This window comes from Mesorhizobium sp. M1B.F.Ca.ET.045.04.1.1, assembly GCF_003952465.1.
Lineage (GTDB): Bacteria > Pseudomonadota > Alphaproteobacteria > Rhizobiales > Rhizobiaceae > Mesorhizobium > Mesorhizobium shonense.
The window spans coordinates 6731519-6756968 of sequence record NZ_CP034448.1; the positions used below are offsets into that span (position 1 = coordinate 6731519).

Genomic DNA, 25450 nt, shown 5'->3' on the forward strand with positions numbered 1-25450 from the left:
ATGGCCATTACCGTCTTTGCCGAGAACATGGGCTTCTTCCACAAGGGCAGCAATGGCAAGGGCATTGCGCCCGGCGACGTCTGTCTGTCGCCGCCGTCACCGCCTGCAGGCCCGGTTCCGGTGCCCTACGTCAACATGCTATCCTCCTCCGACCTGTCGAACGGCACCAAAAGCGTCAAGATCGACGGCGAGCCTACGGCGATCGAGAATTCTTCAGAGATTTCAACTAGTACCGGCAACGAACCAGCGACGCAGGGACTCGGTGCGGGCGTAATCACCCACAAAATCAAGGGCAAAGGCGTCTTCAAACTGTGGTCGTTCACGGTCAAGGCGGAGGGCAAGGGGGTCGACCGTCATGGCGACATGATGGCTCAGAACACGGCAAGCGATCTGCCCAACTGTATCGACCAGACGGCGATCAATACCTTCAAGGCACTGCTCAGACGCAAGGGCATCCCGCCCGGTCCCTGTCCGAGCAAGCCTTACGATGCGAAGGTCCACCGGCCGGATAAGGATCCTTCCCCGGCTCAGAAGAAGGCTGTTCGGAACAAACCGTGCTGGGAATGCGCCCGGGACGACAAACGGGTGTCGCGGGCTCATTGGCGCACCACACGATCAAGCACGGGAGCGATCCAACGGTACGAGGATCCTACCCACGGAAAAGACATGGCGCGCGGCCCAGGCCATATGACCCACGACCATCAGCCACCGCTGTGTGTGGCCTGGGCGCTCGGCGGATGCAACATGAAACTTGCCGATTTCAAGAAGTACTTCGAACGCGCAAGCCGGGTCAAACCTCACTGTGAGGCGCATTATCGAAGTCAAGGAAGTCAGGCGGAAGCCTACGCGGCCACGCTATGAGAGAGTGAACCATGATCGTGATCGCCAAGAGCTACGACGATATCCAGCAGCGCTACATCGCCGAACTGCGGGGGCTGTTGCCTGAAGTCAAAGCCTGGTGGGGCGCGATAGCTGCAACGGACACCTCCGAGGCGATCTCACTGGTCTGGCCGACCGGAATTTCTGGGCATCCGCGCTTTCTGCATACCTTCCGGACGTACTATTTCGAGGTGGAGAACTTAAACCGAAAGAACGAACATGAATTCGTCGAGCAGGCCGAGAAATCGGCCGAGGAAAAATGGGGTATAGACGACCTCGGCGACAGCCCGCGCTATGTCGGCCACATAGATTTGTTGATCGATGACATTCCCAGTAAGGCGCCCGATTTGGTCGAGGTGGTCAACGGCTTCGTTTTCCTGCCGATCGGGCTAGACCAAGACCAGGAGATCACCTAATGGCCCTGATCACCTATTTTGAGACCGATCGCGGCATTCACCGCCTGCTGCGCCAGCCCGGTTGCGTCGAGCCGAGGGATGCAAAAATCGCGGCGCGCAAGCTCGCTCAGAGCTCTCAGCGGCACCAGGACCTTTTCGATGGCTACTTGGAAGATATCCAGACGGCCTACGAGATCGCGGCGCCCTGGTGGGCCGACACGGTCAGGGCGCAGCAACAACTGGGATTGAATCGTGAAGAGGCTATTCGCTCGGCGTTCAACAAGCGTGCCGCCGGCGCAGCCGCGCATGGGAATGTAGTCTGGATCGTACGCAACTACTGGCTCGATTGCTGCGACGCCAACAAGAGTTCCGAAGAGATCGTCTATCCCGAAACCTTGCTCCTGCAATGGCTGATCGACGCCAAGAAGAAGGAACTGGTGCGCCTGATCGCGTGTATGCCGTACTGGCCGATAGGCATGGACAAGAACAAAGCCTGGTGCTGAGCAATGAGCTTTGCTGTCTGGTTGGAGAATCGCACGCCCTTCGCGGTCGGATCTTACACATTGCCCGATGCCGACGGACAGGAGGTTTACCTCGGGCTCTTCTCGGCGAGCTTCGAAGGTGTGGACGAAACGAGCGCCTTGGAGCCGGCTGACAAACAAATGCCGGTGACGCTCAGCGATGTTTTTTTCGGCGATCCGGCCGTTTCTTCGACGCGCTATGAGGCCGATATCGCGGTGCTTAAGCCGGGCGTCGACGTCATCGTCAACGGCACCGCATACGCGCCGCACGGGAAGTCGGTTCGAGAAATGCAAGTGGGACTGAAGCTCGGACCACTGCAAAAGGTGCTCAATATTGTAGGTGACCGCATCTACGATGCCGGCAGCTACAGCGCTCCACATCCGTTCACGCGGATGCCTATCGTCTACGAACGCGCTTATGGCGGTACCACGGCCGACCTGAAGACTGATCCTCGCAATCCGCTGGGAGTGGGTTTCGCGCATGCCCGCTCGGCTGATCCAGCAGTCAAGACGCAAGCGCCAAACATAACCTACCCGGCCGAGCCATTCATGAGTCCCTTGGACAAGCCGCGGCCGGCAGGCTTCGCAACGCTCGGACGCGGCTGGCAGCCGCGTCTGCCGTTGGCTGGGACTTATGATCAGGCTTGGATCGACACCCAGTGGCCCTTACCTCCGAAGGATTTCGATCCGCGTTACAATCTCGCAGCACCGTCGGACCAGCAACTGCCAAATCTCAACGGCGGCGATCAGGTCACCCTGATAGGACTCACTCCAGGCGGCCGGTGGAACTTCAAACTCCCACGCGTCGTCGCGCCCATCCGCCTGATCTTCGATGACCGCGTCGAGGACCAAATTTTCAAAGCGGATACGATCATCATCGAGCCTGACATATTTCGGGTGACGCTGAAGGCGCGGGTAGCTGTGGCGACGCGGCGCAACCGGCCCGCGCTACGCGAAGTCGTCTTTGGCCATGTCACGCCAGCGCTGATTGCGGCGAAGCAAAAAGGCAAGGACTATTTCGCGCTGCGCGGGACTGACGGTACCATTACCAATCGTCTGGCATGGCTACCATGAAACGGCCACTCTACATCACTGGCGGCGGCGCAGTGACACCGGGCGGCTTGAATCGGAGGCAAACGCTGGCCGCGATCCGAGCTGGGCTCTCCGCCTATGAAGAGTTCCTGCTGTCCGAACCCATGGGTGCGTCGCAAACTGTCTCGCGCATTCCTACTCACTGGTCATTGAGAGCCACCGATTGGGACTGGCTAGTGAATATGGCGGCGCGCGCCATCATGGACGCGCTTGCATCGCCAGCGGCGGATCCACGCACCACCTTGCTGATGCTTGTTTTGCCCGAGAAGTTCAGGAACCATCCCGCCTTCGAAGAGATTGATCCGTCCGGCTTTCTAAATGCCGTAATGCAGGCATGCGGTGGCCCATTCCACGAGGCGTCGCGTGCGATCGACGGCGGTGCAGCAGCTAGCATCGGGGTGCTCGATCAACTGTCCGAAACGCTTGCGCGGCCTGACGTCGAGCGCATCCTGCTCGGCGGAGTCGATAGCCTGGTCAACGACAAGGATATCGCGCGGCTGGGTGCCGCGGGGCGGCTAAAGGGCTCCGACAATGCTCAAGGCGTTGTTCCGGGAGAAGCAGCCGCCTTTGTTTGCCTGCAATCAAGGCCCGATCCGAAGTCGCCGGGTGTCGCCTCCATCCACGGCGCCGGTTTTGCCCAGGAAGCCGATAGCGTCCTTACTGAGCGATACAGCCAGGGCAAGGCGCTGCTCGGCGCGCTTCAGGGGACGCTAAATGGAGCTGGCAATGGCCCGCGAGAGCCCGATATCGTCTTTGTAGTCAGCAATGGCAACGGAGAGCGATATAGCGGATGGGAGGCGAACATAGCGCGGTCTCGCTTCTACCGTACACGCCGCGAAATCCTGCCGATTGCCTATCCGGCAATGACCGTTGGCGACGTGGGAGCAGCCAGCGGAGCTTTGGCGCTGCTTGTGGCAGCAGACAGTTTCACTGCCGGTTATGCGCCCGGTCCGGTGGCCATGTGCGAGATCGCCTCCGAAGCCGGATTGCGCGCCGCCGCGTTGGTCAGCCGGGTCAATTTCGGCTGAGCTACATCCAGGCCGGGAAGCGCTGGGTCCGTCGCCAGTTAGCCAAGGGCAGGTCGGGGTTCTCGAAAGAGGCCCTAATGGCAGCGAGCCGCTGTTTGCGCATCGAGTGGAATACTTTGTGTTTGCCTGGTCCCCGTCCCTCGTCCCACCATGCCTTCGCTCGATCCGCGAACGGAAGCGGCGACTCCTCGATGTCGGCGAATGGCTTTCCAAGTAACGCGGGATCGACAGTGAACAGGTCTGTATCGTTGAAATCGACGTCGAAGAGGTCGCGCCAGGCTAGACCCGCGCCATAAGCGGACTGAGGTTCGCGCATGCGTTCGATCAGCCATGGGACTATCGATCTGTCGCCGAGCACTCCGGTGGCAGCCAGTGCCGGCCGCCGTAACGAAAGTTGGTTGAGGCCCTCCTGAAGCCAGGTTTTCGCGGAAGTTCCCGCCGAGGCTAGCAGCCGGATGTCGAAAACCTCGCCGGGGAGAATATCGGTATGGGCGAGCAGTTCGTCGAGGACAGGCAAAGCCGTGCGGCCGGCGTCAAGCAGACAGGCGGCGAGCGAGGCCGCTAGCCGTTCCTTCGGCTGGCCGGCAGCGAGGCGCTCTATTGCCTGGGGAAGGAGATCGCGGCGGCGCAATGCACCGGCCAGCCGGAGTGCCCTGACCCGGACCTCGGCATGGCCATTCGCGGCCAGTTCGCCCAGGCGCGGCCCGGCATCGGCCCGATGATGCCAAAGCGCCGCAAGTGCAATGCATTTGAGCATTGCTTCTTTGGAATCGATCCATCTGGCGACAAAGGAACGAAGTTTTTCCCGCGGCGTTCGGGCGATAGCGCCCGAAATAGCATTGATACCGGTTTCGCCGAGCGCCGCGGCGGCCTCGAACACCTTGGCGAGCTTCGTTTCCTCTTCCCAGTGGAGGGCCAGACAGGCCATGACAAACAGTTCGGGGGCTTGCGGATAATCGGAGAAGCGGGCGTTCGCCGCTGCCCACGCGGCTTCGCCCGATGCGAACAGGCCTTCGAGATCGGCATCGAGCCTCTGGTCGATACGGCCAATATCGATTTCGTTCAAAAGCGGTCCATCAATTTCCCGGCGTCGGCGCGACCAGAGGAAAGCGGCATCCTCCGCGTGCTGGTCGACAATTGCTGGGATCGTCGCAAGGCGCTGCATCGGCTCAACCTAATTCAGGTGGACAGCCGCCCCTCGTATCCAGTTCGTACCGGTCGCGTGGCTGTTGAGTTGTGTACCGCGAATTGAGATGCGCCCATTCTTCTCCAGGATGATGGACGCCAGGCCACATCTGAACTCGATACGATCGCGCCGCGCATCCACTGTCACCGTCTCACCGTCGCGCATCACTTCGACGTGACGCTGATCTGGGCGTGGGTCCACTATCCGTCCAACAACAAGGGGGCAGGTCGGGTCGCCCCCTTCGAACAGCAGCGCCACCTCCGAGCCGACAGAAGAACCGTCGAGGACAGCGAGGCTGCGGGCTCTGACCGCCGTGTCGCTGGGGTTGCCGACGAAAACGACAAGCGGCGAGCCGTCATCAAAGCCGATGAGCAACCCTATGACAACGCCGTCAATACGCCCCGCTACGTCCATCGCACGGCCGCCTTCTTTCAATTGTTGTGAACACTGCTGCCTTTGATCTTGGTCTTTCCGTCTGCTTTCACGTCGATGTCGCCGCTACCGTCGAGCCTTATGTCTTTGCCCTTGAGGCTGATCGTGCCGTCCTTTTTGAGAACGATACTGGCATCGCCACATTTCAGCGTAATCTCGTCGGCCGCCTCGACGTACAGCTTCTTGCCGTATTTCATCACGCCGTCTTCGCCGACTATGACAGAGCTTGCCTTGGCAACTTTTAGCGAATAGCCCCCGCCGACCTCGATTCCCTCGTCCGCCGCAATCTTGGCCAGGCGCGCCTTGCCCACTTGCGAGGAATGAGCGCCGCCAACAGTAAAGCTCTGATCGGCGGCGACGTCCACTGTCTGGCCCGCGCCGATCTGCCAGCTATCGGCAGCGCCAATTGTGTGGCTCTGCCCTGTCCCTACCGTGACACTTCGCGACGCTCCAATTGTGTTCGTCTGCACCGCTCCGACACTACGCGTCTCGGTCGCGCCGACGGTATCGACACGAGCCGCCCCGACGGTGATGGTCTGCACAAGGCTGACGGTCTGCGAATGGTTCTGACCAATCGTTTCGGTGGAATTGGCGCCGATGCTGATTGTCTCGTTGGCACCGACCGTCAGCGAGCGGTTCTTGCCCACCGTTTCGGTATCATTGCTGCCGATGTTGGTGGTCTGGTCGACGCCGATCTTGACCGTCTTGTTGTTGCCGACATCCTCGTCGAGGTTGTGGCCGACGGAGTGCTTGGCGTCGTGGTCGATGCGGTCGGACTGGTCGTGCTGCACCGTCTTGTTGCGGTCGTGCTTGATCAGCAGATGGTGGTCCTTCTGCGCCTGGAAATTGACCAGCTCGGACCCCGCCTTGTCCTCGAACATCAGCTCATTGTAACCGCCGCCGCCCTTCGAGGAATTGGACTTCCAACCCGATTGCGTCGCATTGCCCGGCAGGCCATAGGGCGGCATCTCGGCGGCGTTGTAGACGCGGCCGGTGATGATCGGCAGGTCGGGGTCGCCCTCGATGAAATCGACGATGACCTCCTGGCCGATGCGCGGGATCTGGATGAAGCCCCAGCCGCTGCCGGCCCAGGTTTGCGACACGCGCACGAAGCAGGAAGAGTTCTGGTCCTTCTTGCCGAGGCGGTCCCAGTGGAACTGGACCTTCACCCGGGCATATTTGTCGGTGAATATCTCCTCGCCCGAAGGACCGACCACGGTCGCCGTCTGCGGGCCGCGCATGATCGGCCGCGGCGTGATGCGCGGCGGGCGGTAGGGCAATTTGGTGGGTGCCATGCCAAGCACCACCTTGAAGTTTTCGCTATGGGCCTCGTTCTGGGTCCGATAGCCCGGATCGAACAGGCGGTATTCGGCGCTGACCACCAGATAGTCCTGGTTCTGGTCGTCGCGCGGAAAGCTTTCCAGCTTGAACTTGCAGCCGGAAAAGAGCCCGCGCACGGTACCCACCGCCGTGCTGCGCTGGTGGACCGCCTGAAGTTCCTCGCGGCGAACCCCGGCAATCGCGTCGCCTCGCCCGACATCGAGATGCGCTCCGGGCTGGCGGTAATTCTCGCCGGCGGCCTCCTTGTGGCTGAATGGCTGGGCGGACTTCGCCATCAGATCGGCGCCCGGCTTTTCGAAATCATAGTCGGTGTGGGCATAAGCGCCGGGCCGCACTGAACTGCCCGGAATCCATTCGGTGATGTATTCGACATCGCGCCGCGAAGCCTGCCCCTCGAAATTATAGAGCACCTTCTCGTAGCCAGGCGCCGGCTTCAGCTTGCTCATCGCATCGCAGAGGACCAGCGTGTGCTTGCCCTCGTCATGCTCGAAGAAATAGAAGATGCCCTCGTGCTCCATCAGCCGCTGCACGAAATCCAGATCGCTCTCGTCATACTGGACGCAATATTCGCGCGAGGGGTAGGAGCCTTGCAGCCGCTTCTCGAATTTCGCGATGCCGTATTTCGAGAAGATCTTTTCTACGATTTCGACCGCCGTCATGTTCTGGAAGATGCGGCAGTCGGTGGTGTTGCCGAGGAACCAGAGCCATGGCCTGACGACGGCCTCGTAAAAGGCCAGCCGGTCCTCGATGCGGGTGAGCTTGAACTCCGAGACGAGGCCGCTGAACCAGCGTTTCGGATCGGATTCTCCTTCGACCGAAACGACGCCGCCCAGCACCTTCAGCGGATCGACATCATGGCTCTTCGAGACGAAGCCGACGGTATAGGCGAAACAGCGGCTGATCTCGTCACGCCCGACGAGATGGGTGAAGGTCAGCACATCGCCGCCAACCGGCGTCTGCACAACCGTGGCACGTTCGTTCGGCATGGGTCGTGCCCCTCCTGGACGCGGCCGCCAGTGTGATGGATCGAAGCCCCCGCTCTGTAAACTGCATCACGTTCGGGAAGTTTTCGAATTCACCGCACCGGACGGATTCAGCCTAGCACATGTTTGACCGCGGCCAAATAACAGGGACAGCTTAACCATACCCCACGCATGGGTGTGAAACGCTCCTCTCCCACCGTTCCCGCAAGATGCTAGAATGCCGGTGCAATTCCGGGAAAAGCGCGCAGCGGTCTTCCGTCCGGAATTGCGTGAAATAAGTATCTATTTACCAAGTTCGGCGACGCTTCCGGATGTTCATCTCGCTCCAGATCAGCAATGTCGACAGGCTGCCCGCGGGCACGGCGGCGAGCTATGGCGCCCGCGACCGCAGCTTCGAGATCGGCCGCGAGAATTGCGACTGGACGCTTGCCGATCCGGACAAGTTCATCTCGGGCCGGCATTGCGAGGTCCGCTTCCAGGCGTGCTCCTTCTGGCTCTATGACATCTCGCGCAACGGCACCTTCATCAACGGTTCCAGCCAGCGCATGGCCGGTCCGCACCGGCTGGCCCCTGGCGACCGGGTGCTGATCGGCCGCTATGTCATTTCGGTTTCGATCGACGAGGAACGCATTGCCACCGACCATCCGCAAGGCCGGACCGGGTCGACGCAACGCGAGCTGCCGCCATCGACAGGCAGGCCGCTGGACCTCGGCAACGAGCCGTTTTTCAGTCCAACGGAACAGCGCACCGGACAGGCTGCTCCGGTATCGAGGTCCTCGGCGCTGCAGCAACCGGCCCCGGCCGCGTCGGCAGCCAGGCCCGAGGAAGCCGACAGGCTGCTGCGGGATATCGCGAGGGCGGCCGGCATGCCGCCTGACCTGCTTCAGTCGCGCGATCCGCATGAAGTGGCCGCCGAGATCGGCACCGTGCTCAGGACCACGGTCGAGCAATTGTCCCTGCTGCTCAAGGCACGCGCGGCGGCCAAGGTGCTGGCCAAAAGCGCGAACCGCACGATGATCGGCGCCGAAAACAACAACCCGCTGAAATTCGTTCCCGGCACCGACGACATACTGGAGATCATGTTCGCCAAACGCCGAGCCGGCTATCTCGACGCCGCGCACAGCGTCGAGGACGCCTTCCGGGATCTCAAGACGCACGAATTGGCCACTTACGCCGCCATGCAGGCGGCGCTCTCCAAGCTGCTCGACGATCTGTCGCCGGAGGCGATCGCCAGGAAGCTGCCGCCGGCTTCTTTTTCATCCAAGAAAAGCCAGGCGTGGGATGCCCTCGTCGCCACCTGGCGCACCATGGAGGAGAAGCACGAAAACGGCATGCTCGATGTCTTCCTGGCCTATTTCAGCGAGGCTTACGCCAAGGCCGGCAAGCAGAAGTAGCACCCCGGCGCTATGTGACCGGTCTCACAGAAGAAAACGCCGCTTTGAGCATCCTGCTTTCCAATTCCAATCAGCTGCCCGATTTCAATTAGGTGCTTGGGCGGCTAGAATGGCGCACGGAAGCTTGCCAGGCGGGCAAAGCGGCGTGACTTGGGGCGTGTGCAGCAATGTCATGTTTCGGCGAGATGAGCCTTTCCATCCGGCCCGCCGCCAAATGTTGGCATAAAAAGCGCGAAGCCGCTCTTTTTCCCCGCCGAAGACCTGTTCGCCGCACCTCGACGGTGGACCGCCGATGAGCTCGAAGGACGATCCCTCCCGGCCGGCGGACAAGACTGTCATCCGGGCGCCAAGGCCAAAACAACGGTCGCCTGCGGCTCCTCAAAGCTACTCTGCGGGCAGCGTTGCGCCTGCTTCGCCGGCCGCCCGGGAATCGACGGTATTCGACCCAGGCATCGGCCGGCAGATGCCGACCGGCTGGTCGTCCGGAACCATGGTCGTTCAAGGTTCCGCAGCCGCTGCGTCAACGCCCGCGTTGCAACAGGAAATGCTGATCCACGCCACGGATGGCGTGAAATACGCCGCGGCAAATCCAATTCTCGCGGCTGCGGCGCCGCTGCTCGTGCTGTTCGGCCAGTTGCGACTAATGCCAGTCGAGCGGCAAGCGGCGCCGTTGGCGGAGCACATCGCCGAAGCGATCGAGACGTTCGACCGGGAGCTGGCGAAAGCCGGCATCGCCGAGGAGGAAGGCAGAATCGCGAAATTCGCCCTTTGCGAGACGGCCGACGATCTCGTCGGCAACCTGCCCTGGCCGAAGGACGATGCCTGGAGCGGCCACAGTCTGGTGGCAAAGGTCTTCCACACCAAACCCACCGGCGCCGGTTTCTACGAGGCGCTGAACAATATCCTAAGCAGCCCGGAGGGTCATCACGATCCGCTCGAACTGATGCATGCCTGCCTGTCGGTCGGGTTCGAAGGCCAGTATCGCGAACGGGCCGGCGAACGGGACACTCTCGAACGCATCCGGCGCGACGTCTACGACACGATCCGCTACTTCAGCCCGCGTGCGGGGGACGACATCTCGCCCCATTGGCAAGGCATGGCGGCGACGCTGTCGAAGCCAAGGGCGCGGCTGCCGCTATGGGCGGTCGCGGCTGCCGCCGCGACGCTGGTGACGGCGGCGTTCTTCGGGTTGCGGGTATTGATCACCGACGAGGGCGATGCGACGGCCGGCGAATTGCTGGCGCTCAATCCGTCGACGCCGGTCACCATCGAGCGGGCCAGCGTTGCGGCGCCGGCCGAACCCGCGCAAGCCGCTCCGCCGCCGTCTACCGTCCCGACGACCATACAGATCGACCGCATCCGCGCAGCTTTGGCCAAAGAGATCGACGGCGGCGGGCTGACGGTCGGCACAAAGGGCAACTTCATCGTCGTGGAGGTCAGCAACCAGCTTTTGTTCGCGCCCGGCCAGGCGGAGCTGAAGGCGCAATTCCAACCCGTTGCGGCCGATATAGCCGCGGCTCTGGATGCCGAGCCCGGGCCAGTCCGCATCGTCGGCCACACCGACAATGTCAAGCCGAAGAAATCGAGCCAGTTCAAATCCAACTTCGATCTTTCCGTCGCTCGCGCCAAGGCCGTCCAAACGATGATGGCCAAGCAATTGAAAGACCCGTCGCGGCTGAGCGTCGACGGCAAGGGTGAGGACGAACCGATTGCCGACAACGGCACGGTTGAAGGCCGCGCCAAGAACCGCCGCGTCGACGTGATGATCCCGAAGGAGGAGACGTTGTGAGCGGGCGCGGCGGGAAGCGGCACTGATGCGCTGGATGCTCAGGATATTCAGCCTGCTGGCGCTCGCCGGTTTCGCGGCGGCGGTCTGGTATGCCGGACCGCTGATCCGCTTTGCCGATAGCCGTCCGCTCGGACCGGCCTGGCTCAGGGCAACGATCATCGGCGTGACCGTCGCGCTGCTCGCGCTCTTCTACGGCATCCGCCTCTGGCAAGGACGCAAGGCGCAGAAGGCGCTCGAGAAAGCGATCGTACACAGCGACGACCGGAACGACGATGCGCAGGTGCTTGAGGCGCGCATGAGCGAGGCCATCGCGTCGCTGAAGCAGTCGAGCGGCAAGCGCAATTTCCTCTATGACATCCCCTGGTACGTCATCATCGGACCGCCAGGAGCCGGCAAGACGACGGCGCTGGTCAATTCGGGTCTGAAGTTTCCGCTTGCGGGCTCCGGCAACGCCCAGCCGGTGGCCGGTGTCGGCGGCACGCGGTCGTGCGACTGGTGGTTCACCGACGAGGCCGTGCTGATCGACACCGCCGGCCGTTATACGACGCAGGAGTCGGACGCCAAGCGCGACAAGGCGAGCTGGCTCGCCTTCTTGGGACTTTTGAAAAAATACCGCACCAGGCAGCCGATCAACGGCGTGATCCTCGCCATCAGCCTTGCCGATCTCATCGGCCTCGACGACCAGCAGCTCGATGCGCATGTCACCGAGATAAGAAGCCGCCTGCGGGAACTGCACGAGACGCTGAAGATCCAGTTCCCGGTCTACCTGCTCTTCACCAAGGCCGATCTCATCTCCGGCTTCATGGACTATTTCGGCGATTTCGACGAAGCCCGCCGGCGCAAGGTGTGGGGCGCGACGTTCCAGACCACCGACCGCAACAGGAACATGATCGGCGAGGCTCCGGCCGAGTTCGACGCGCTGGCCAGGCAGCTGGCGGACGAGATCGCCGACCGCCTCCAGGACGAGGCCGACCCGGTGGCGCGCATCGCGATCTTCGGCTTCCCGGCGCAGTTCGGCGCGCTGAGGGTACGCATCGTGCGCTTCGTCACCAGCCTGTTCGACCCGTCCCGAAGCCAGGTCAATGTCAGCCTGCGCGGGCTCTATTTTTCGTCAGGCACCCAGGAAGGAACGCCGATCGACCAGGTGCTGGGCGCGATCGGCCGCAATTTCGGCAGCGCTTCCCAGGCGCATCTTTCCGGCACCGGCAAAAGCTTCTTCCTGCATGATCTTCTGGCGAAGGTGATCTTCCCGGAGGCCGGCTGGGTCTCCTTCGACAGGGCCGCGGAGCGGCGCGCCAGGCTCGCCAGATTTGGCGGCCTCGCCGCTATCGCGCTGGCGGCTTTGGCGGCGCTCGGCGTGCTCGGTCTCAGCTTCTCGGCCAACAAATCGCTGATCGCCTCCACACGGCAGGCGATGGCGCAGTATCGCGACAGTGCGGATTCGCTGCTCAAGAGCACGACGGTGACCGATGTCGATCTCGAGAACGTCATCGGGCCGCTCGATCAGTTGCGCAACCTGCCGGCGGGATATGAAACCGCCGGCCAAACGAGGCCGGTCGAGGAGAGTTTTGGGCTCAGCCAGCGGGAGAGACTTCTATCGGCGTCCAAGACGGCCTACCGGCAGGCGCTGGAGCGAAGCTTCCGCTCGCGGCTCCTGGTTCAGGCGGAACGGACGATCCAGGCAAAGATGGCCGATCCGATCGCGCTCTACGAACCGTTGAAGATCTATCTGATGCTGGGCGGCAAGGCGCCGAAGGTCGACGACGAGCTGATTATCTCCTGGATGAAGCAGGACTGGGAGGAAAACCGCTATCCAGGCGAGAACAACCGCGAGGGCCGCGCGCAGCTCGAAAAGCATCTGCGCGCCATGCTCACGCTCGACGACGCCTACGACCCGGTCTTCGATCTGAACCAGCCATTGGTCGAGGCGGCGCAGCGCTCGCTCGGACGCATGAGCCTTGCCGACCGCGCATCGGCGCTGATCAAATCGGCGGTCTACGCTGCAAAACTCCAGGACTTTTCCGTTGCCGCGAAAGCCGGTTCGGAGGCGCAGCTTTTGTTCGAACGCATGGACGGCAGCGAGCTCTCCGACCTTCGCGTTCCCGGACTCTACACCCGGGCCGGCTTCAACGGCTTCTACCTGCCGCAGCTCTCGCGCATGGCGCAAATGCTGGTCGACGACCAATGGGTTCTCGGCGGTGGCGGCGAGCAGGGCGGCATCGACCAGGACCTGCCCAAGCTCGGCCCCGAGCTCATCGACCGCTACGGCAAGGAATTCGCTTCCGCCTGGAACGGCGCGCTCGACCGGCTGAAGTTCAAGGCGATGCTGAAGGACAAGCCGCAATATATCGCACTTTCGGCCGCCGCCTCGCCGGGCTCGCCGCTTGACCGGCTGTTCACCGCAATCGCGGATGAAACCGCGTTGACGATGGATAACACCGTCTCCGAGACCAGCGCGCCACAGCAGGATCCAGCTATTATGGCCAAGGGCCTGGCCCGCATCGGCCTGCAGATCGCCGGCGGCAAGTCGCAGAGCCGTGCCGGGACAAGCTCGTCCGCCACGCAGAACGCCGGCGCTACTGTGGAAGCACAGTTCAGGCCGTTCCAGGCGCTGGTGAGCGGCTCCAGCGGACGCCGCCCGCTCGATGCGCTGACGCAGAATTTCCACGACGTCTACCAGAGCGTGAAGCTCGCGGCGGACGTGCCTTCGCAGACGGAGCGCGTCAACGCGAACCTGAAGCTGCAGATTTCGACGCTGCGCGCCAATGCTTCGCGCTTGCCCAAGCCGCTCGCGCGCATGGTCGATGCTGCGGCCGACGAGTTCGAGGGCAACGTTGCCGAAACCTCGATCGCCAATCTCAACCAGACGCTCGATGAGGCGGTCACGCGCCCCTGCGAGGAGGCCGTCAACGGTCACTATCCCTTCGCCGGCGACAGCACGGAGGAAATCTCTCTTGCCGATTTCGCCAAGCTGTTCGCGCCGGGCGGCCTGATGGACCGGTTCTTCGCGCAGAACCTGGCGCCGCTGATCGACATGACGGGTCAGGACTGGACCTGGAAGCAGGACGCGCGCTCCGGCCGCGACCTTGCCAAGTCGACCCTGAAAGCGTTCCAGTCGGCGGCGGAAATCCGCAATGCCTACTTCCCGTCCGGCGGTTCGGCGCCGTCGGTCTCGATCACCTTCACGCCTACCTCGCTGAACAGCGAGGCCGACAGCGCGGTGCTCAATGTCGACGGGCAGACCGTCCAAAGCGCGCAGGCCGGCAACGCGCCAAGCATCGTGACATGGCCGAGCGGTGCCGCTTCCGGATCGGCCAGTCTCAGCCTGACGCCGGAAATGCCGGGCCGCGAATCCGCCCTCAAATTCGAGGGGCCATGGGCCTTGAAGCGGCTGCTGGACAAGGCGACGGTCACCGGCGATGGCGGCAACACCGAAGCGCGCTTCGTGATCGGCGGACGCGACGTCGCCTACAAGATGGAGACCGGGTCGGGGGCCAACCCCTTCCTGCTCCCGGCGCTGTCCGATTTCAGCTGCCCGAAGGCGTTCTGACATGGCAGCGCTCCAGAGCATCGCCGGCGCCAGCCTTCATTTCGGTACTCTAATGTATGCGCTTGTGGCAGAGTGGCCTGGGCACGCGGCCCATGGTTCGTCACAGAGGACGCTCGCGAAGCGCTTGGTGGCAAATTGAGCATTGTCGCCCTCCCCATCGAAAGCTTCGGTGTGAGCCATAAAGGCTGCGTGCGCGACCACAACGAGGACAATTACCTCGTCGATCCTCGGACCGGCCTTTGGGTGGTGGCCGACGGGATGGGCGGGCATGAGGCCGGCGAGGTCGCCTCGGCCAGCATCGTCGATCATCTGGCGACGATCGGCATCGCCAGCTCCGCGCCGGACCTTCGCGCGCGCTTCGAGGACCGGCTGAGCCGCGCCAATGCCGAGATCCGCAACATATCGCGATCGCGCGGCATCACCATCGGCTCCACCTTCGCCGCCCTGCTCGCGATGGACGGGCGGTTCGCGGGCCTGTGGGCCGGCGACAGCCGCATCTATCTGGTGCGCGGCGGGGCGATCTCTCAGATTTCGAGGGACCATACCGAAGTCCAGGAACTCGTCGATCGCGGCATGATCAGCGCGGAGGAAGCGCTGGTCTGGCCGCGTCGCAATGTCATCACACATGCCGTCGGGGTCAGCGACGAGCTCGAGATCGATTTCCAGCAAGGCGAATTGATGCCGGGCGATGTTTTCGTCCTCAGCACCGACGGGCTCACCGCGCATGTCAGCGACGCCGAGATCGAGGCGGCGGTCAAGTCCGCGCCGCCGCAGGAGGCGTGCGAGAAGCTCCTGGAGACGGTGCTGGCGCGCGGCGGAACGGACAATGTCACCATCGTGCTGGTCAAGGTCGGCGACGGGCGCAACGGACCGCTTCATGCAGGTCGGTCCAGGGCGGAAGGCTGAGATAGATGAGCGACGACGACAATAAGACGCGGATTTCGCCTAGCCTCGCGTATACCGGCGTCGGCACGCAGCTCAGCGGCATCTACGAACTCGACGAGCGGATCGCGTCCGGCGGCATGGGCGAAGTCTATCGCGGCCATAACATCCAGACCGGCGATCATGTCGCGATCAAGATCGTGCTGCCCGAGTTCGCCCGCGACCAGACGATCCTGTCCCTGTTCCGCAAGGAAGCGTCGATCCTCAACCATTTGTCGCATGATGCGGTGGTGCGATACCACGTCTTCACCATCGATCCGGGGATCGGCCGTCCCTACCTCGCCATGGAGTTCGTGGACGGCCAGTCGCTGTTCGATGTCATGCGGCGCGGTCCCATGTCACCGCCCGATGTGCGCAGGCTTTGCCATCGCCTCGCCTCGGGCTTGAGCGCCGTGCATCAGGCCGGCGCGGTCCACCGCGACCTCTCCCCCGACAACATCATCCTACCGGGCGGTCGGGTCGAGCGCGCCAAGATCATCGACTTCGGCATCGCGCGCTCGGCCAACGTCGGCGGCGAGACGCTGATCGGCGGAAAGTTCGCCGGCAAATACAATTACGTCTCGCCCGAACAGCTCGGCCTCTATGGCGGCGAAGTCAGCGAGCAATCCGACATCTACAGTCTCGGACTGGTGCTGGCCGCCGCGCTGCGCGGAAAGCCGCTCGACATGAGCGGCTCGCAGTATGAAGTCGTCGAGAAGCGCCGGACAGTGCCGGACCTGTCGGATATCGACCCCGACTTCCGCATGCTCATCGAAGCGATGCTGCAGCCGGATCCTCGCGAACGGCCGGCAAGCATGGCCGAGATTGCCAGGGCAACGCGCGACGACGATCTCGACGCAACCTTGCCACCGCCCGCATCTTTCGCGCCGCGCGAGCGCTCCGGCCTGCCGCGCGCCGGCTGGACCGCGCTGCCGAATTCCAGCCCTCCGGCTTCGACGGTTCCCGGCGAACCGCGCTTCGTCCCGCATGTACGGCCGGCGCTTCTGTCCGAGCCGCGGCCTTCGCCGCAGGCAACTCCGCCGCGAGCCGCCACGGCTGCGGTGCAGAAAAAAGCTTCGAGGACCCCAGCCATCGCCGTCGGCGCGGTGGCGGCGCTGACTATCGTGGCGGGCGCCGGGCTCTATTTCAGTGGCGTCATGTCGCCTCCGCCGCCGGTGACCGAAAAACTCACGCCTCTTCTGCCGAAGCCTTCGGCAGAATCTGTGACGGAGGCACCCAAGCCTCAGCCAGAGCTGGCGAAGCCCCTGCCACAGAACCCCGACAATGCCACCGCCAATGAACCGGCAAAGCCTGTTCAGACTACGCCATCACAAACAAAAGCCGAGGCGCCCCCCGTGGAAAAGCCGGCGGATGCGGCGGCCGATCAGACGCCGGCACAGCCTGCCGAAATTCCCGGGCCGACCCCGAAATCTCAGCCGCCGGCCGCAGAGGTCCAGCCCGCCGAAAAAGCGCCACCGGCGGCCCAGTCGGGGAACCTCGCCAACAATGAGGCGCCGATGCCGCAGCCAGCTGAGACCGAGCCTGCGAAACCGTCAACCCAGACGTCACCGTCGCCCGCTCCCGCGCCGAAGGCTGCGGACAGCCAGAGACCGGCGCAACCGGCCCGCGAGCCGCCGGCCGCCAAGCCCAGGGTATCGGACATCATCGAAGCTCTGTCCAAGCTGCCCAAACCACTGACCCCCTCGCCTACGGAAAACCATGCACAGGCGTCGCCTCCCAACCAGCCGACCGAAGCGCCGGCCAGCCAGCCGGCAACTCCGAGCGCCTCGACACAACCGGCACCACTGCCGCAGCAGCCGCCTGCAGCCAAGGAGCCTCAGAATACGGACGTCGCCATCAACCTGCCCAAGCCGCAGGTTCCGCCGCCGACAAACGAGCTGGCTCAGCGCGCCTCATGGGTGCGCGACTTCAGCGGCGGCGACTGTTTTTATGCGAGCCTGACATCGGCAACGGACAGCGCCGCGGCAATCGAAGGTTTTGGAACCGCCGTGCAGCCCTTCGAGCAGATGCTCAATGATTTCCAGGCGAAATTCCATCTCGAACCGGACATCAGCGTGCGCCTCATCGACCAGCCGCAATGCGAGGTGACCAACTTCCTGCGCTTTCTCGACCGGAGCGGGACCGAGCGGCCGCAACTCGTTCTCGACCGGATGTCCGTGCCGGACGGCTCGCCGATCAGCGGCACCCTGGCGACGCGCGGCGGGCTCATTTCCAACGTGATGCTGATCGATCACAAGGGCATCGCCTTCAACCTCGACGACCGTATGGTCGCGCAAGCGGACAAGGCGACGTTCAGCATCCCGATCGGGCTCGGCGGCGCGGACAAGGCGGCCGGCAAGGCCGTGCCGCAGATCATGTTGGTCATCACCGGGCCCAAGGACATCCAGGCCGCAATGTTCTCGCGGCCGACGCCGGCCTCGGAGCTGTTGCCGAAGATTCTCGAGGAGATCGAAGCCGACGGTTCCCAGTTCTCCGCCACGGCCAAGTATTTTCGGCTTGGCGGATAGACATGGACGACGATGGAACTCCGCCGCCCGCGTTCATCTTTCCAGCCGCCGCCACGCAAGAAGTGTGGCTTGCCACTTCTGCCTGACCCCATGAGGCTTGCCGCGTTTCTAGGCACGGCACTGCTCTCGATCTTTCTGACCGACCGGGCGCATGCCGAATTCACCGTCTGCAACCAGACGCTCGACGTCGTCAATCTCGCCGTCGGACAGAAGGTCGACGATGCCGACCAGACCGACGGCTGGTGGACGATCGGCGCCAACCAATGCGTCAACGTCATCCGCGAGGAGCTGACCAACCGCTACATCTACATCTACGCCACGGACGTCTTCGGTCACGCGATCCTCAACGGATCGATCGATATGTGCATCGACCGGCGCCGCTTCTCGATACGCGGCATCGACGAATGCTGGCAACGCGGCCATATCGCCGCGCGCTTCGTCGAGGTCGACACGCTCGAGCAGGTGCGCTGGACGTATTTCCTGACCGGAAACAGCCCGTGACGCACAGCATCGACACGAGCTTCAAATTGAAGAAGCAGGCGCGCCTGGCCGAGCGCCGGCGCAAGCACTGGCGCTGGGTCCTTTCCGGCTTTGCCACGATTGCCGTCGTTTCGATCGCGGCGGGTTTCTACCTTACCAGGGACTACTGGTCGTTCGGCGACGAGGACGAGGAGTTGCACCCCGTCGAGGGTATGGAAGACGTGCCGCCCGACGCTTCGGTTTATGTGCCGGCGATCATCGACCTCGCCGGAGACCCGATGTGGATCACGCTCGCCCCCGACACCGAAACGGCAACAAAAGGCCGCACGGTCGCGCGTCCTGCCGAGCTCGACAGTTCCGGCGCCTCGCCGCAGATCGAGATCCTCTCCGACGCGATGCTGAGCGCCAGCGAAAAATTCATGACGACGATCCCCTCGACACAGGAGGATTTCGCGTTCTTCCAGGCGCAGCGGCAGACCGCGCCGAAATCTCCGGCCACGGCGCCTGACGATCAGCAAGCCGCGCCTCCAGCTCCGGCAGCAACCGACGATCAGCAAGGCGATCTGGAGAACGACCTGCAGCCGGCGCCAGACGAGGGCGAAGCGCCTGCCGGTTCAGCGCCCAAGGCAGACGCCGACGATCCGGAGGCCGGCTGGGGCGAGACCGTCGATCAGGGGGAAGCCGCCCTACCCGCCTTCAAGAAGACCGCGATCGAAAACAATACGACCGTCGCGACCGTCACCAGCGAATACCAGCGCTTCGAGGCGACCGAGGACACGTTCGTAAAAATCCTCAACGACCGCAGCCTGGACAGCGTCGTCGCCGATGCGCATTTCTCCGCCGACGACGCGAAGCTGGCGGGCGAGGCGCTGAAGGCGTTGTTCAACCGCGATGGATTGCAGGCGGGCTACGTCGTGGCCATGCGCGGCTTCAGGCCGAACCGCGAGACGGCGACTATGTCGCTCATGCAGGTCTCGATTTATGCCAGGAACGTCTATGTCGGCACGCTGACGCGCAATGCGGCGGGCGCGTTCGTGTCGGGCGTCGACCCCTGGGTGCGCGAGGACCTGTTCAACTATTCAGGCGCTTCCGACGAAGGCGGGCCCAAGCGGCAGTACCGCCTGCTCGACGCGATCTATTCGACGGCGGCGCGCAACAAAGTTCCGACCAGCGTGATCGGCGAGGCGATCATGTATCTGTCGCGAGGACAGGATCTCGACGCCTTTGCCAGCGAGGACCAGCGCCTGGTGCTGATCTATTCGCGGACGCCGCGCGGCCAGGGCGAGATCTCCGGACGGGTTCTCTATGTCGGCGTCCAGGGCGCGCAGAAGAGCCTCGACTGTTTCGTCTTCCAGCAGAGCGACGGGCAGTATGCATGCGTCACCGGCAATGACGAAGTTCGTTCGCTGACCGTGACCAACGGCATGGTCACGCCGGTCGCCGGGGTGATGACCTCCACCTTCGGCCCGCGCAAGCATCCGATCCTCGGCACGGTCCGCATCCACAAAGGCGTCGACTGGGCCGCTCCGGTCGGCACGCCGATCGTGGCCGCCTTCGACGGTGAGATCACCTTCCAGGGTGATGGCGGCGGCTATGGCAACCTGGTGAAGATCGCGCACGCCAACGGGCGCGAGACGCGCTACGCGCATATGCAAAAATTCGCCATCGCGAGCGGCGTCGGCACCAGGGTGAAGGCCGGCGACGTCATCGGTTATATCGGCACCACGGGGCTTTCGACCGGACCACATCTGCATTTCGAGCTCTACCAGAGCGGCGAGGCGATCGACCCGCTGGGGACGGTCACCACGGTCGCCGCCTACGCTTCCGGTGGTTCCGGTGATGCAGCCGTCGAGACGCTGACCGACCGCATCGTCCATGTCGAAAGCGGCGGCAGCGCGCGGGCCAAGAACCCGCTTTCCTCGGCGACGGGCGCCGGGCAATTCATCACCAAGACGTGGATCCGGATGATGAACACCTACCGGCCCGATCTCGCCCGCTCGCTGTCGACCGCCGACCTGCTGGCGCTTCGCTTTGACGCCACGCTGTCGCGCGAGATGGTGCGCAACCTGGCGCGCGAGGGCGAAGCCTATCTTCGCGCCCGCGGCCACCAGATCACCGCCGGGCGGCTCTATCTCTGCCATTTCCTGGGCATGGAAGGCGCGGCCCAGGTGCTGGGGGCGCCGGGCTCTTCGCAATTGAGCGCCGTGCTCGGATCAGCCGTCATCCAGGCCAACCCTTTCCTGACCGGCAAGACCACCAGCTACGTCATCGACTGGGCCGAACGGAAGATGGGGCAGAAGGTGACCCGCTTGGCGTCCGATCAGAGCCAGCAGACGACCACGACACAGATCCGGCAGACCTCGCCGGAGTTCGAAAAATACAAGCAGGCCGTCACGGCTCTCATAAACTCGATCCAGACCACCCTTTGAAAGTTGGGTTTCGGCGTCAGGCCATTGGTGTCGCTGCGGGCCGATGTTATTATGACCCACTTTTTTCGGGCTCCTTGTGAACCAAAACTGTGGTCGGGATCACATACGCCCAAGAGCCATTTTTGGCAGAAGCGAAATTTAGCATGCGCAGACACCGATAGCGCGCCCCAGAGGGGCGGAGGGCTGATCCATGAAAACGTTCGCCGTCCTTGTGAGTGGATTTATCCTGTTTGTCCTTGCCGCGTTCAGCGCAGAGGCCGCCACGCCCGAAGCCGCCAAGCGCGTCGCGCTGGTCATCGGCAACAGCAAATATGTCAACGCGGTGCCGTTGCCCAACCCGGCCAACGACGCGCAACTCATCGCATCGACGCTGCGCAATGCCGGCTTCGACGTGATCGAAGGCGTCGACCAGGACAATCAGGGCATGCATAGCCTGATCAGCCGGTTCACCGAGGAATCCTACAATGCCGACCTCGCCGTCATCTTCTATGCCGGCCACGGCATGCAGGTCGACGGCAAGAACTACCTGATCCCGGTCGATGCCGAGCTGACGTCGCCCGCCTATCTCAAGACCCGCACCGTCCAGATCGACGAGTTCATGGCGGCGCTGCCGCCCGATCCAGCCGTCGGCGTCATCATCCTCGATGCCTGCCGCGACAATCCGCTGGCAAGGACGCTGGCCGCCTCGCTGCCGAAGAGCCGCTCGCTCGGCGCCGGCCTTGCGCCGGTCGAAGCGAAAGCGGATGGCGTGGGCACCGGCGGCGTGCTCATCGCCTATGCGACCGACCCCGGCGCCATCGCCTTCGACGGCAACGGCGTCGACAGCCCCTATTCGCTGGCTTTGGCCAAGCACCTGACCGAACCCGGCGTCGAGATCCAGAGCGCCTTGACGCGGGTGCGCGGCGAGGTGACGGAGGCCACGCAAGGCCGTCAGCGGCCATGGCACAATGCGTCGCTGGGACGCGAGGTTTTCCTCGGCAAACCCGCGGAAGCCACGCCAGTCGAGGCACCGGTGGCCGATGCGGCCAAGACGACGGCAGCGCCGGCTCCGGTGGCCAGCGAGCCGCCCTCCTGGGAAGTCGAGCAGCGCCTGTGGGACGAGGCCTCGAAGAAGAATGCCATTCCGTTCTACGAGGCCTATCTCGAACAATTCCCGAACGGCCGCTTCGCCACGGTGGCCAAGCTCAACATCGACCAACTGAAGGACCCGAAGGCCAACAAGCGGGTCGCGGCCCTCGATGCGAATGGGGCTGAGGCCAATGCCGGTTCGGCCGTGCGCACCTCGGTGGGCATCACCGATGCAATGAAGCAGACGCCGGGCACCGAGCAGACGGAAGGCGCGATCGGGCTCGATCGCGACGGCCGCATCGACCTGCAGCTGCGCATCGAGGCGCTGGGCAACGAGCTCGGCCAGGTCGACGGCAATATCGGTCCGCGGACGCGCCAGGCGATCGGCGTCTGGCAAGGCAAGAACGGCCTGCCGCAGACCACCTATCTGACGGGCGATCAACTGGCGTTCCTGGTGATCCAGACCGACCCGATGATGGATGCTATCCGCGCCAAGAATGCCGCCGATCAGGCACGCGCGGCGGCGCCGAAGAAGCCGGTGGTGCAGAAGACCCGCACGCTGAAGCCGGTGGCGGAAAAGCCGCGCAGGAAGCAGCAACAGGTCGTCCAGCGCAGGCGCGACCGCGAGACCGTGGTTCGCGAGGAAGGCCCGCCGCCGAACGACAACAACGACTTCCTGACCAAAGCGCTGATCTTCGGTACCGGTGTCGCGGTGGGCGGTGTGCTCAACAAGCCCTGATTGTCCGCTTTAACCGAAACGGGAGCCCGGCCTGTTGAGGCCGGGCTCCCGTTGATCGCTATGTGAGGCGTCGGATAACTTGTGCCGGCGCTCTACTCCGTCCTGATCCGCATCTCCACCCGGCGATTGACCGGATCGTAGGGATTGGCGACGCGCGGGTGCGACTTGCCCAGGCCTATCGCCTCGAGCCGGGCGGCCTGAACGCCATTCGCGGTCAGGAAGGCAGCCACCGACTGCGCCCTTCTTTGCGACAGGTCCTGATTGTAGCGTGTCGAGCCGGAAGCGTCGGTATGGCCTTCGACGACAAAGCTGAACGTGCTCAACCGGTTGTCCTTCAGCGCCTTGGCGAACTCGTCGAGCTCGGTGCGCGCGGTCTGGTCGAGCTGGGCGGAATCCAGCGCAAAATTGATCATCATATCGAGCCCCGTCTTGGAGGGGGCCGCGCTCTTGTCGTTCTTGCTCTTGCATTCTTCCTCGGTGCCGACACAGATGCCGCGCGATGCGCCGAGATTGCCAGCGCCGGTGAAGAACTTCACGATGTCTTCGGATTTCTGAAGCGGATCAGCGGAAACGTGCGTCGAAAAAAGCACGGCCGCCAATGCAAAGGCTGAGCTGGCCAACCTCATGACCGTTACTCCCTGTTTGAGCGGATCTCGCTGCGACGGAAAATATCAAATTTCGCGACCGTTGTCTGTGAACAAACACACGCTTGGGGCGGCGGCCATTTGTTAAGCTATCGCTTGACCAGCGCCCCCGCCGGGGTTTCAGTATCTTCTTCCTAGGTCTTTGTTTTTTGCATGTCGTTTCCCCAAAACCGCTGCGCACTTTTGGGCGACATGCACAAGTGAGGGCGTGGCAGCCATGGCCAAGGGGCTTCGGTTCAGGACGGCGCGGGATCTCTTCAGCGCTTACCCTGCCGTCGCCCAAGACATGAAAGCCGCCCCCACCGAACAGCCGTCGATCGAGTTTTGCCGCGCGCTGCTGGCCGGGCGTGTGCCTGAGGAGGCAGTCACCTTCTGCGCCTATCTCCTGCCCGAGCGGGCCGCGATCTGGTGGGCGCATGAGTGCTTGAGCAATCTTGCGGAACTCCTCGGCGACAGGGACCTCGAATTGCTGGCGCTCGTCGGCGACTGGGTCGGCGAACCCGGCAATCCCGACCATAGCGAGGCGGTCGCCCAGGCCGTGGAGGTGCCGCCCACGACGCCCGTTTCATGGATCGCGCTGGCGACGGGCTGGCGCGACAACGGCTCGGCCATCGACACGGCGGCGGCCGGATCTCCAGCCGCCCACGCCGTCAGCGCGGGCATCCTGGCGGGGCTGGCGCGGGTATCGCTGGCGGACCGTTTTGCCGTGCTTTCGGCCTTTGTCGAAATGGGCATCCAGATGGCGGAGATGGAGGCGCAGCGGCAAGCGGCCGACGCCTACTAGGCGAAGCTCAGTCAGATATCCGCGATCATTTGCAGCCGCCTTGCGCCCATTTCGCCAGCGCCACCTTGAAGCGGGTTCCCAGCGGGTGCTGCAGGCGCAGCACCGAGACATCGTTGGCGGCGAAATTCTTCGCCTGCTCGCACAGCCGCGCCTCGTTCCACTCATGACAGCCGTCGCAGTGCTTGCCTTCCCAGGCCGACTTGTCGAGCCCCTCGACCGGGCTGAACAGCGGCTTGCCCTTGATCAGTTGGGCGATGCTCTTGCCGTCGATGGCCGGATCGCCGAACTTGACCGGGCGGTCGAAAAGGATCGGCTCGTCCGTCGCCAGTTTCGGGATCTTCTGACGCAGCAGGTTGAGCGCAAGCTGGTCATCGCTCTGGCCTGGCGCTGCTCCGGTGTTGCGCGTATCGGAGCCTGCTTCGGTCTGCGGGGCGCTCGCCTCGCCGACGATCAGCGGCGCGTTGAGATCGACCTTGTGCAGGACGACCTCGGTGGTCAGCGAGACGTTGATCCAGGGACGCTGCTTGCCGGCCGTCGCCTTGAAGACGTCGCTTGTCACCCTGTTCATCGCTTCGGTGATGGAGATGTTGGATTCGCCGATATGCTGGATCAGCGCCGCGGTGAAGGGCGAATGCTCGCCCGATCCGTCAAAGGCAAGCTGGTTCGGACTGGCGGCGAAGGCGACGAGCGTGCCGGCACCGCCATTCTCGATCGGAATTTCGGCCAGGCCGCTGGCCGCGCCCTTGACGCCGGCTGTCCTGGCCAGCACCTCGGCAAGCGGGTTGTCCCGGCAGGCATCGAGGAACACCAGCCTGATGCTGGTCTCGCGCGACATCTGGCGCAGCACGAAATCGACGGACACGGCCTCGAAGTCGAGCGAGGTCTCGTCCTCGAGCGCGGCATCGACCGGCAGCAGATAGTTCTTGCCCGAGACCTGCAGGCCGTGGCCGGCGTAGAAGAACAGCGCGACGTCGGCGCCGCGCACCTCTCTGGCAAACTGCGCGACGGTGGTCTGCGTCTGCTGCTTGGTAAGGTCGAAACCGGAGACTACCTCGAAGCCCAAATCCTTCAGGCGCTCGGCCATGGCTTGAGCGTCACGCACCGGGTTGGTGAGCGGCGCCGCGTGCTGGTATTGCGAGTTGCCGAGCACCAGCGCGACACGGCGCTCGGCACCGGCGGCGGTCAAAGCCAGGAACATGGCAAGCAGCGCGAGCCCGACGGCGCGAAGCAGCCGGCCGCAGCGGGCGATTGGGCCGGAGACCATCCC

At 63.6% G+C, this 25450-nt stretch carries 19 protein-coding genes; 14 read left to right on the plus strand and 5 right to left on the minus strand.

All coding sequences use genetic code 11. The features are described from left to right. Genes EJ071_RS33470 through EJ071_RS33490 form a run of 5 tightly spaced genes read left to right on the plus strand, consistent with a single transcriptional unit; the run spans position 1 to position 3915 of the window. Positions 1-861: a DUF4150 domain-containing protein gene (locus EJ071_RS33470; protein WP_126101684.1), complete on the plus strand. Its 861-nt coding sequence runs from the start codon at positions 1-3 to the stop codon at positions 859-861. 11 nt (positions 862-872) lie between these two features. Further along, positions 873-1295 (plus strand): hypothetical protein, encoded by a 423-nt coding sequence (locus EJ071_RS33475; RefSeq protein WP_126101685.1) that lies wholly within the window; start codon positions 873-875, stop codon positions 1293-1295. After that, positions 1295-1777 (plus strand): hypothetical protein, encoded by a 483-nt coding sequence (locus EJ071_RS33480; protein WP_126101686.1) that lies wholly within the window; start codon positions 1295-1297, stop codon positions 1775-1777. Before EJ071_RS33475 ends, EJ071_RS33480 begins: the two co-directional genes overlap by 1 nt. Before the next feature lie 3 nt (positions 1778-1780). Next, on the plus strand, positions 1781-2869 hold the full coding sequence (locus EJ071_RS33485) for a DUF2169 domain-containing protein (protein ID WP_126101687.1): 1089 nt from the start codon (positions 1781-1783) through the stop codon (positions 2867-2869). After that, positions 2866-3915: a hypothetical protein gene (locus tag EJ071_RS33490; RefSeq protein WP_126101688.1), complete on the plus strand. Its 1050-nt coding sequence runs from the start codon at positions 2866-2868 to the stop codon at positions 3913-3915. The genes EJ071_RS33485 and EJ071_RS33490 overlap by 4 nt, the downstream gene beginning before the upstream one ends. A gap of 1 nt (position 3916) precedes the next feature. On the opposite strand, the gene EJ071_RS33495 is transcribed toward EJ071_RS33490, so the two are convergent. Genes EJ071_RS33495 through tssI form a run of 3 tightly spaced genes read right to left on the minus strand, consistent with a single transcriptional unit; the run spans position 3917 to position 7860 of the window. Then, a complete protein-coding gene (locus EJ071_RS33495; protein WP_126101689.1) occupies positions 3917-5080 on the minus strand; it encodes a hypothetical protein in 1164 nt (387 codons plus the stop codon). Between the two features lie 9 nt (positions 5081-5089). After that, the gene (locus tag EJ071_RS33500) at positions 5090-5515 is read right to left on the minus strand and encodes a DUF6484 domain-containing protein (RefSeq protein ID WP_126101690.1); all 426 of its coding nucleotides are present in this window, start codon (positions 5513-5515) and stop codon (positions 5090-5092) included. A 17-nt stretch (positions 5516-5532) separates the two neighbouring features. After that, positions 5533-7860 (minus strand): type VI secretion system tip protein TssI/VgrG, encoded by a 2328-nt coding sequence (gene tssI / locus EJ071_RS33505; RefSeq protein WP_126101691.1) that lies wholly within the window; start codon positions 7858-7860, stop codon positions 5533-5535. A gap of 308 nt (positions 7861-8168) precedes the next feature. Between tssI and tagH the strand changes: the two genes are divergently transcribed. The 8 genes from tagH to EJ071_RS33545 all read left to right on the plus strand — a co-directional run bounded on the left by tagH (position 8169) and on the right by EJ071_RS33545 (position 22755). Beyond that, positions 8169-9251 (plus strand): type VI secretion system-associated FHA domain protein TagH, encoded by a 1083-nt coding sequence (gene tagH / locus EJ071_RS33510; RefSeq protein ID WP_126101692.1) that lies wholly within the window; start codon positions 8169-8171, stop codon positions 9249-9251. Positions 9252-9795: 544 nt separating this feature from the next. After that, positions 9796-11040 (plus strand): type VI secretion system protein TssL, long form, encoded by a 1245-nt coding sequence (tssL, locus tag EJ071_RS33515; RefSeq protein WP_348628120.1) that lies wholly within the window; start codon positions 9796-9798, stop codon positions 11038-11040. A 25-nt stretch (positions 11041-11065) separates the two neighbouring features. Further along, positions 11066-14590 carry a type VI secretion system membrane subunit TssM gene (tssM, locus tag EJ071_RS33520; protein WP_189521323.1) on the plus strand — a complete coding sequence of 1175 codons (3525 nt, stop codon included), beginning with the start codon at positions 11066-11068 and terminating at the stop codon, positions 14588-14590. A 135-nt stretch (positions 14591-14725) separates the two neighbouring features. Beyond that, positions 14726-15496, plus strand: a complete 771-nt coding sequence (locus EJ071_RS33525; protein WP_126101695.1) for a protein phosphatase 2C domain-containing protein — start codon at positions 14726-14728, stop codon at positions 15494-15496. Between the two features lie 5 nt (positions 15497-15501). Further along, entirely contained in the window at positions 15502-18039 is a 2538-nt protein-coding gene (locus tag EJ071_RS33530; protein WP_126101696.1) for a serine/threonine-protein kinase, read from the plus strand. A 90-nt stretch (positions 18040-18129) separates the two neighbouring features. Then, positions 18130-18540: a DUF1036 domain-containing protein gene (locus tag EJ071_RS33535; protein WP_189521588.1), complete on the plus strand. Its 411-nt coding sequence runs from the start codon at positions 18130-18132 to the stop codon at positions 18538-18540. Beyond that, positions 18537-20948 (plus strand): M23 family metallopeptidase, encoded by a 2412-nt coding sequence (locus EJ071_RS33540; protein ID WP_126101697.1) that lies wholly within the window; start codon positions 18537-18539, stop codon positions 20946-20948. Before EJ071_RS33535 ends, EJ071_RS33540 begins: the two co-directional genes overlap by 4 nt. A gap of 190 nt (positions 20949-21138) precedes the next feature. Next, positions 21139-22755, plus strand: a complete 1617-nt coding sequence (locus tag EJ071_RS33545; RefSeq protein WP_126101698.1) for a caspase family protein — start codon at positions 21139-21141, stop codon at positions 22753-22755. A 92-nt stretch (positions 22756-22847) separates the two neighbouring features. Here EJ071_RS33545 and EJ071_RS33550 read toward each other — a convergent pair whose 3' ends face one another. Further along, positions 22848-23381 (minus strand): OmpA family protein, encoded by a 534-nt coding sequence (locus EJ071_RS33550; RefSeq protein WP_189521324.1) that lies wholly within the window; start codon positions 23379-23381, stop codon positions 22848-22850. A gap of 235 nt (positions 23382-23616) precedes the next feature. Here EJ071_RS33550 and EJ071_RS33555 point away from each other — a divergent pair, with 235 nt between their 5' ends. Then, entirely contained in the window at positions 23617-24183 is a 567-nt protein-coding gene (locus EJ071_RS33555) for a hypothetical protein (protein WP_189521325.1), read from the plus strand. 25 nt (positions 24184-24208) lie between these two features. Here the strand turns inward: EJ071_RS33555 and EJ071_RS33560 are convergent, their stop codons facing one another. Beyond that, positions 24209-25447 carry a caspase domain-containing protein gene (locus EJ071_RS33560; protein ID WP_126101700.1) on the minus strand — a complete coding sequence of 413 codons (1239 nt, stop codon included), beginning with the start codon at positions 25445-25447 and terminating at the stop codon, positions 24209-24211. Between the last annotated feature and the right edge of the window lie 3 nt (positions 25448-25450).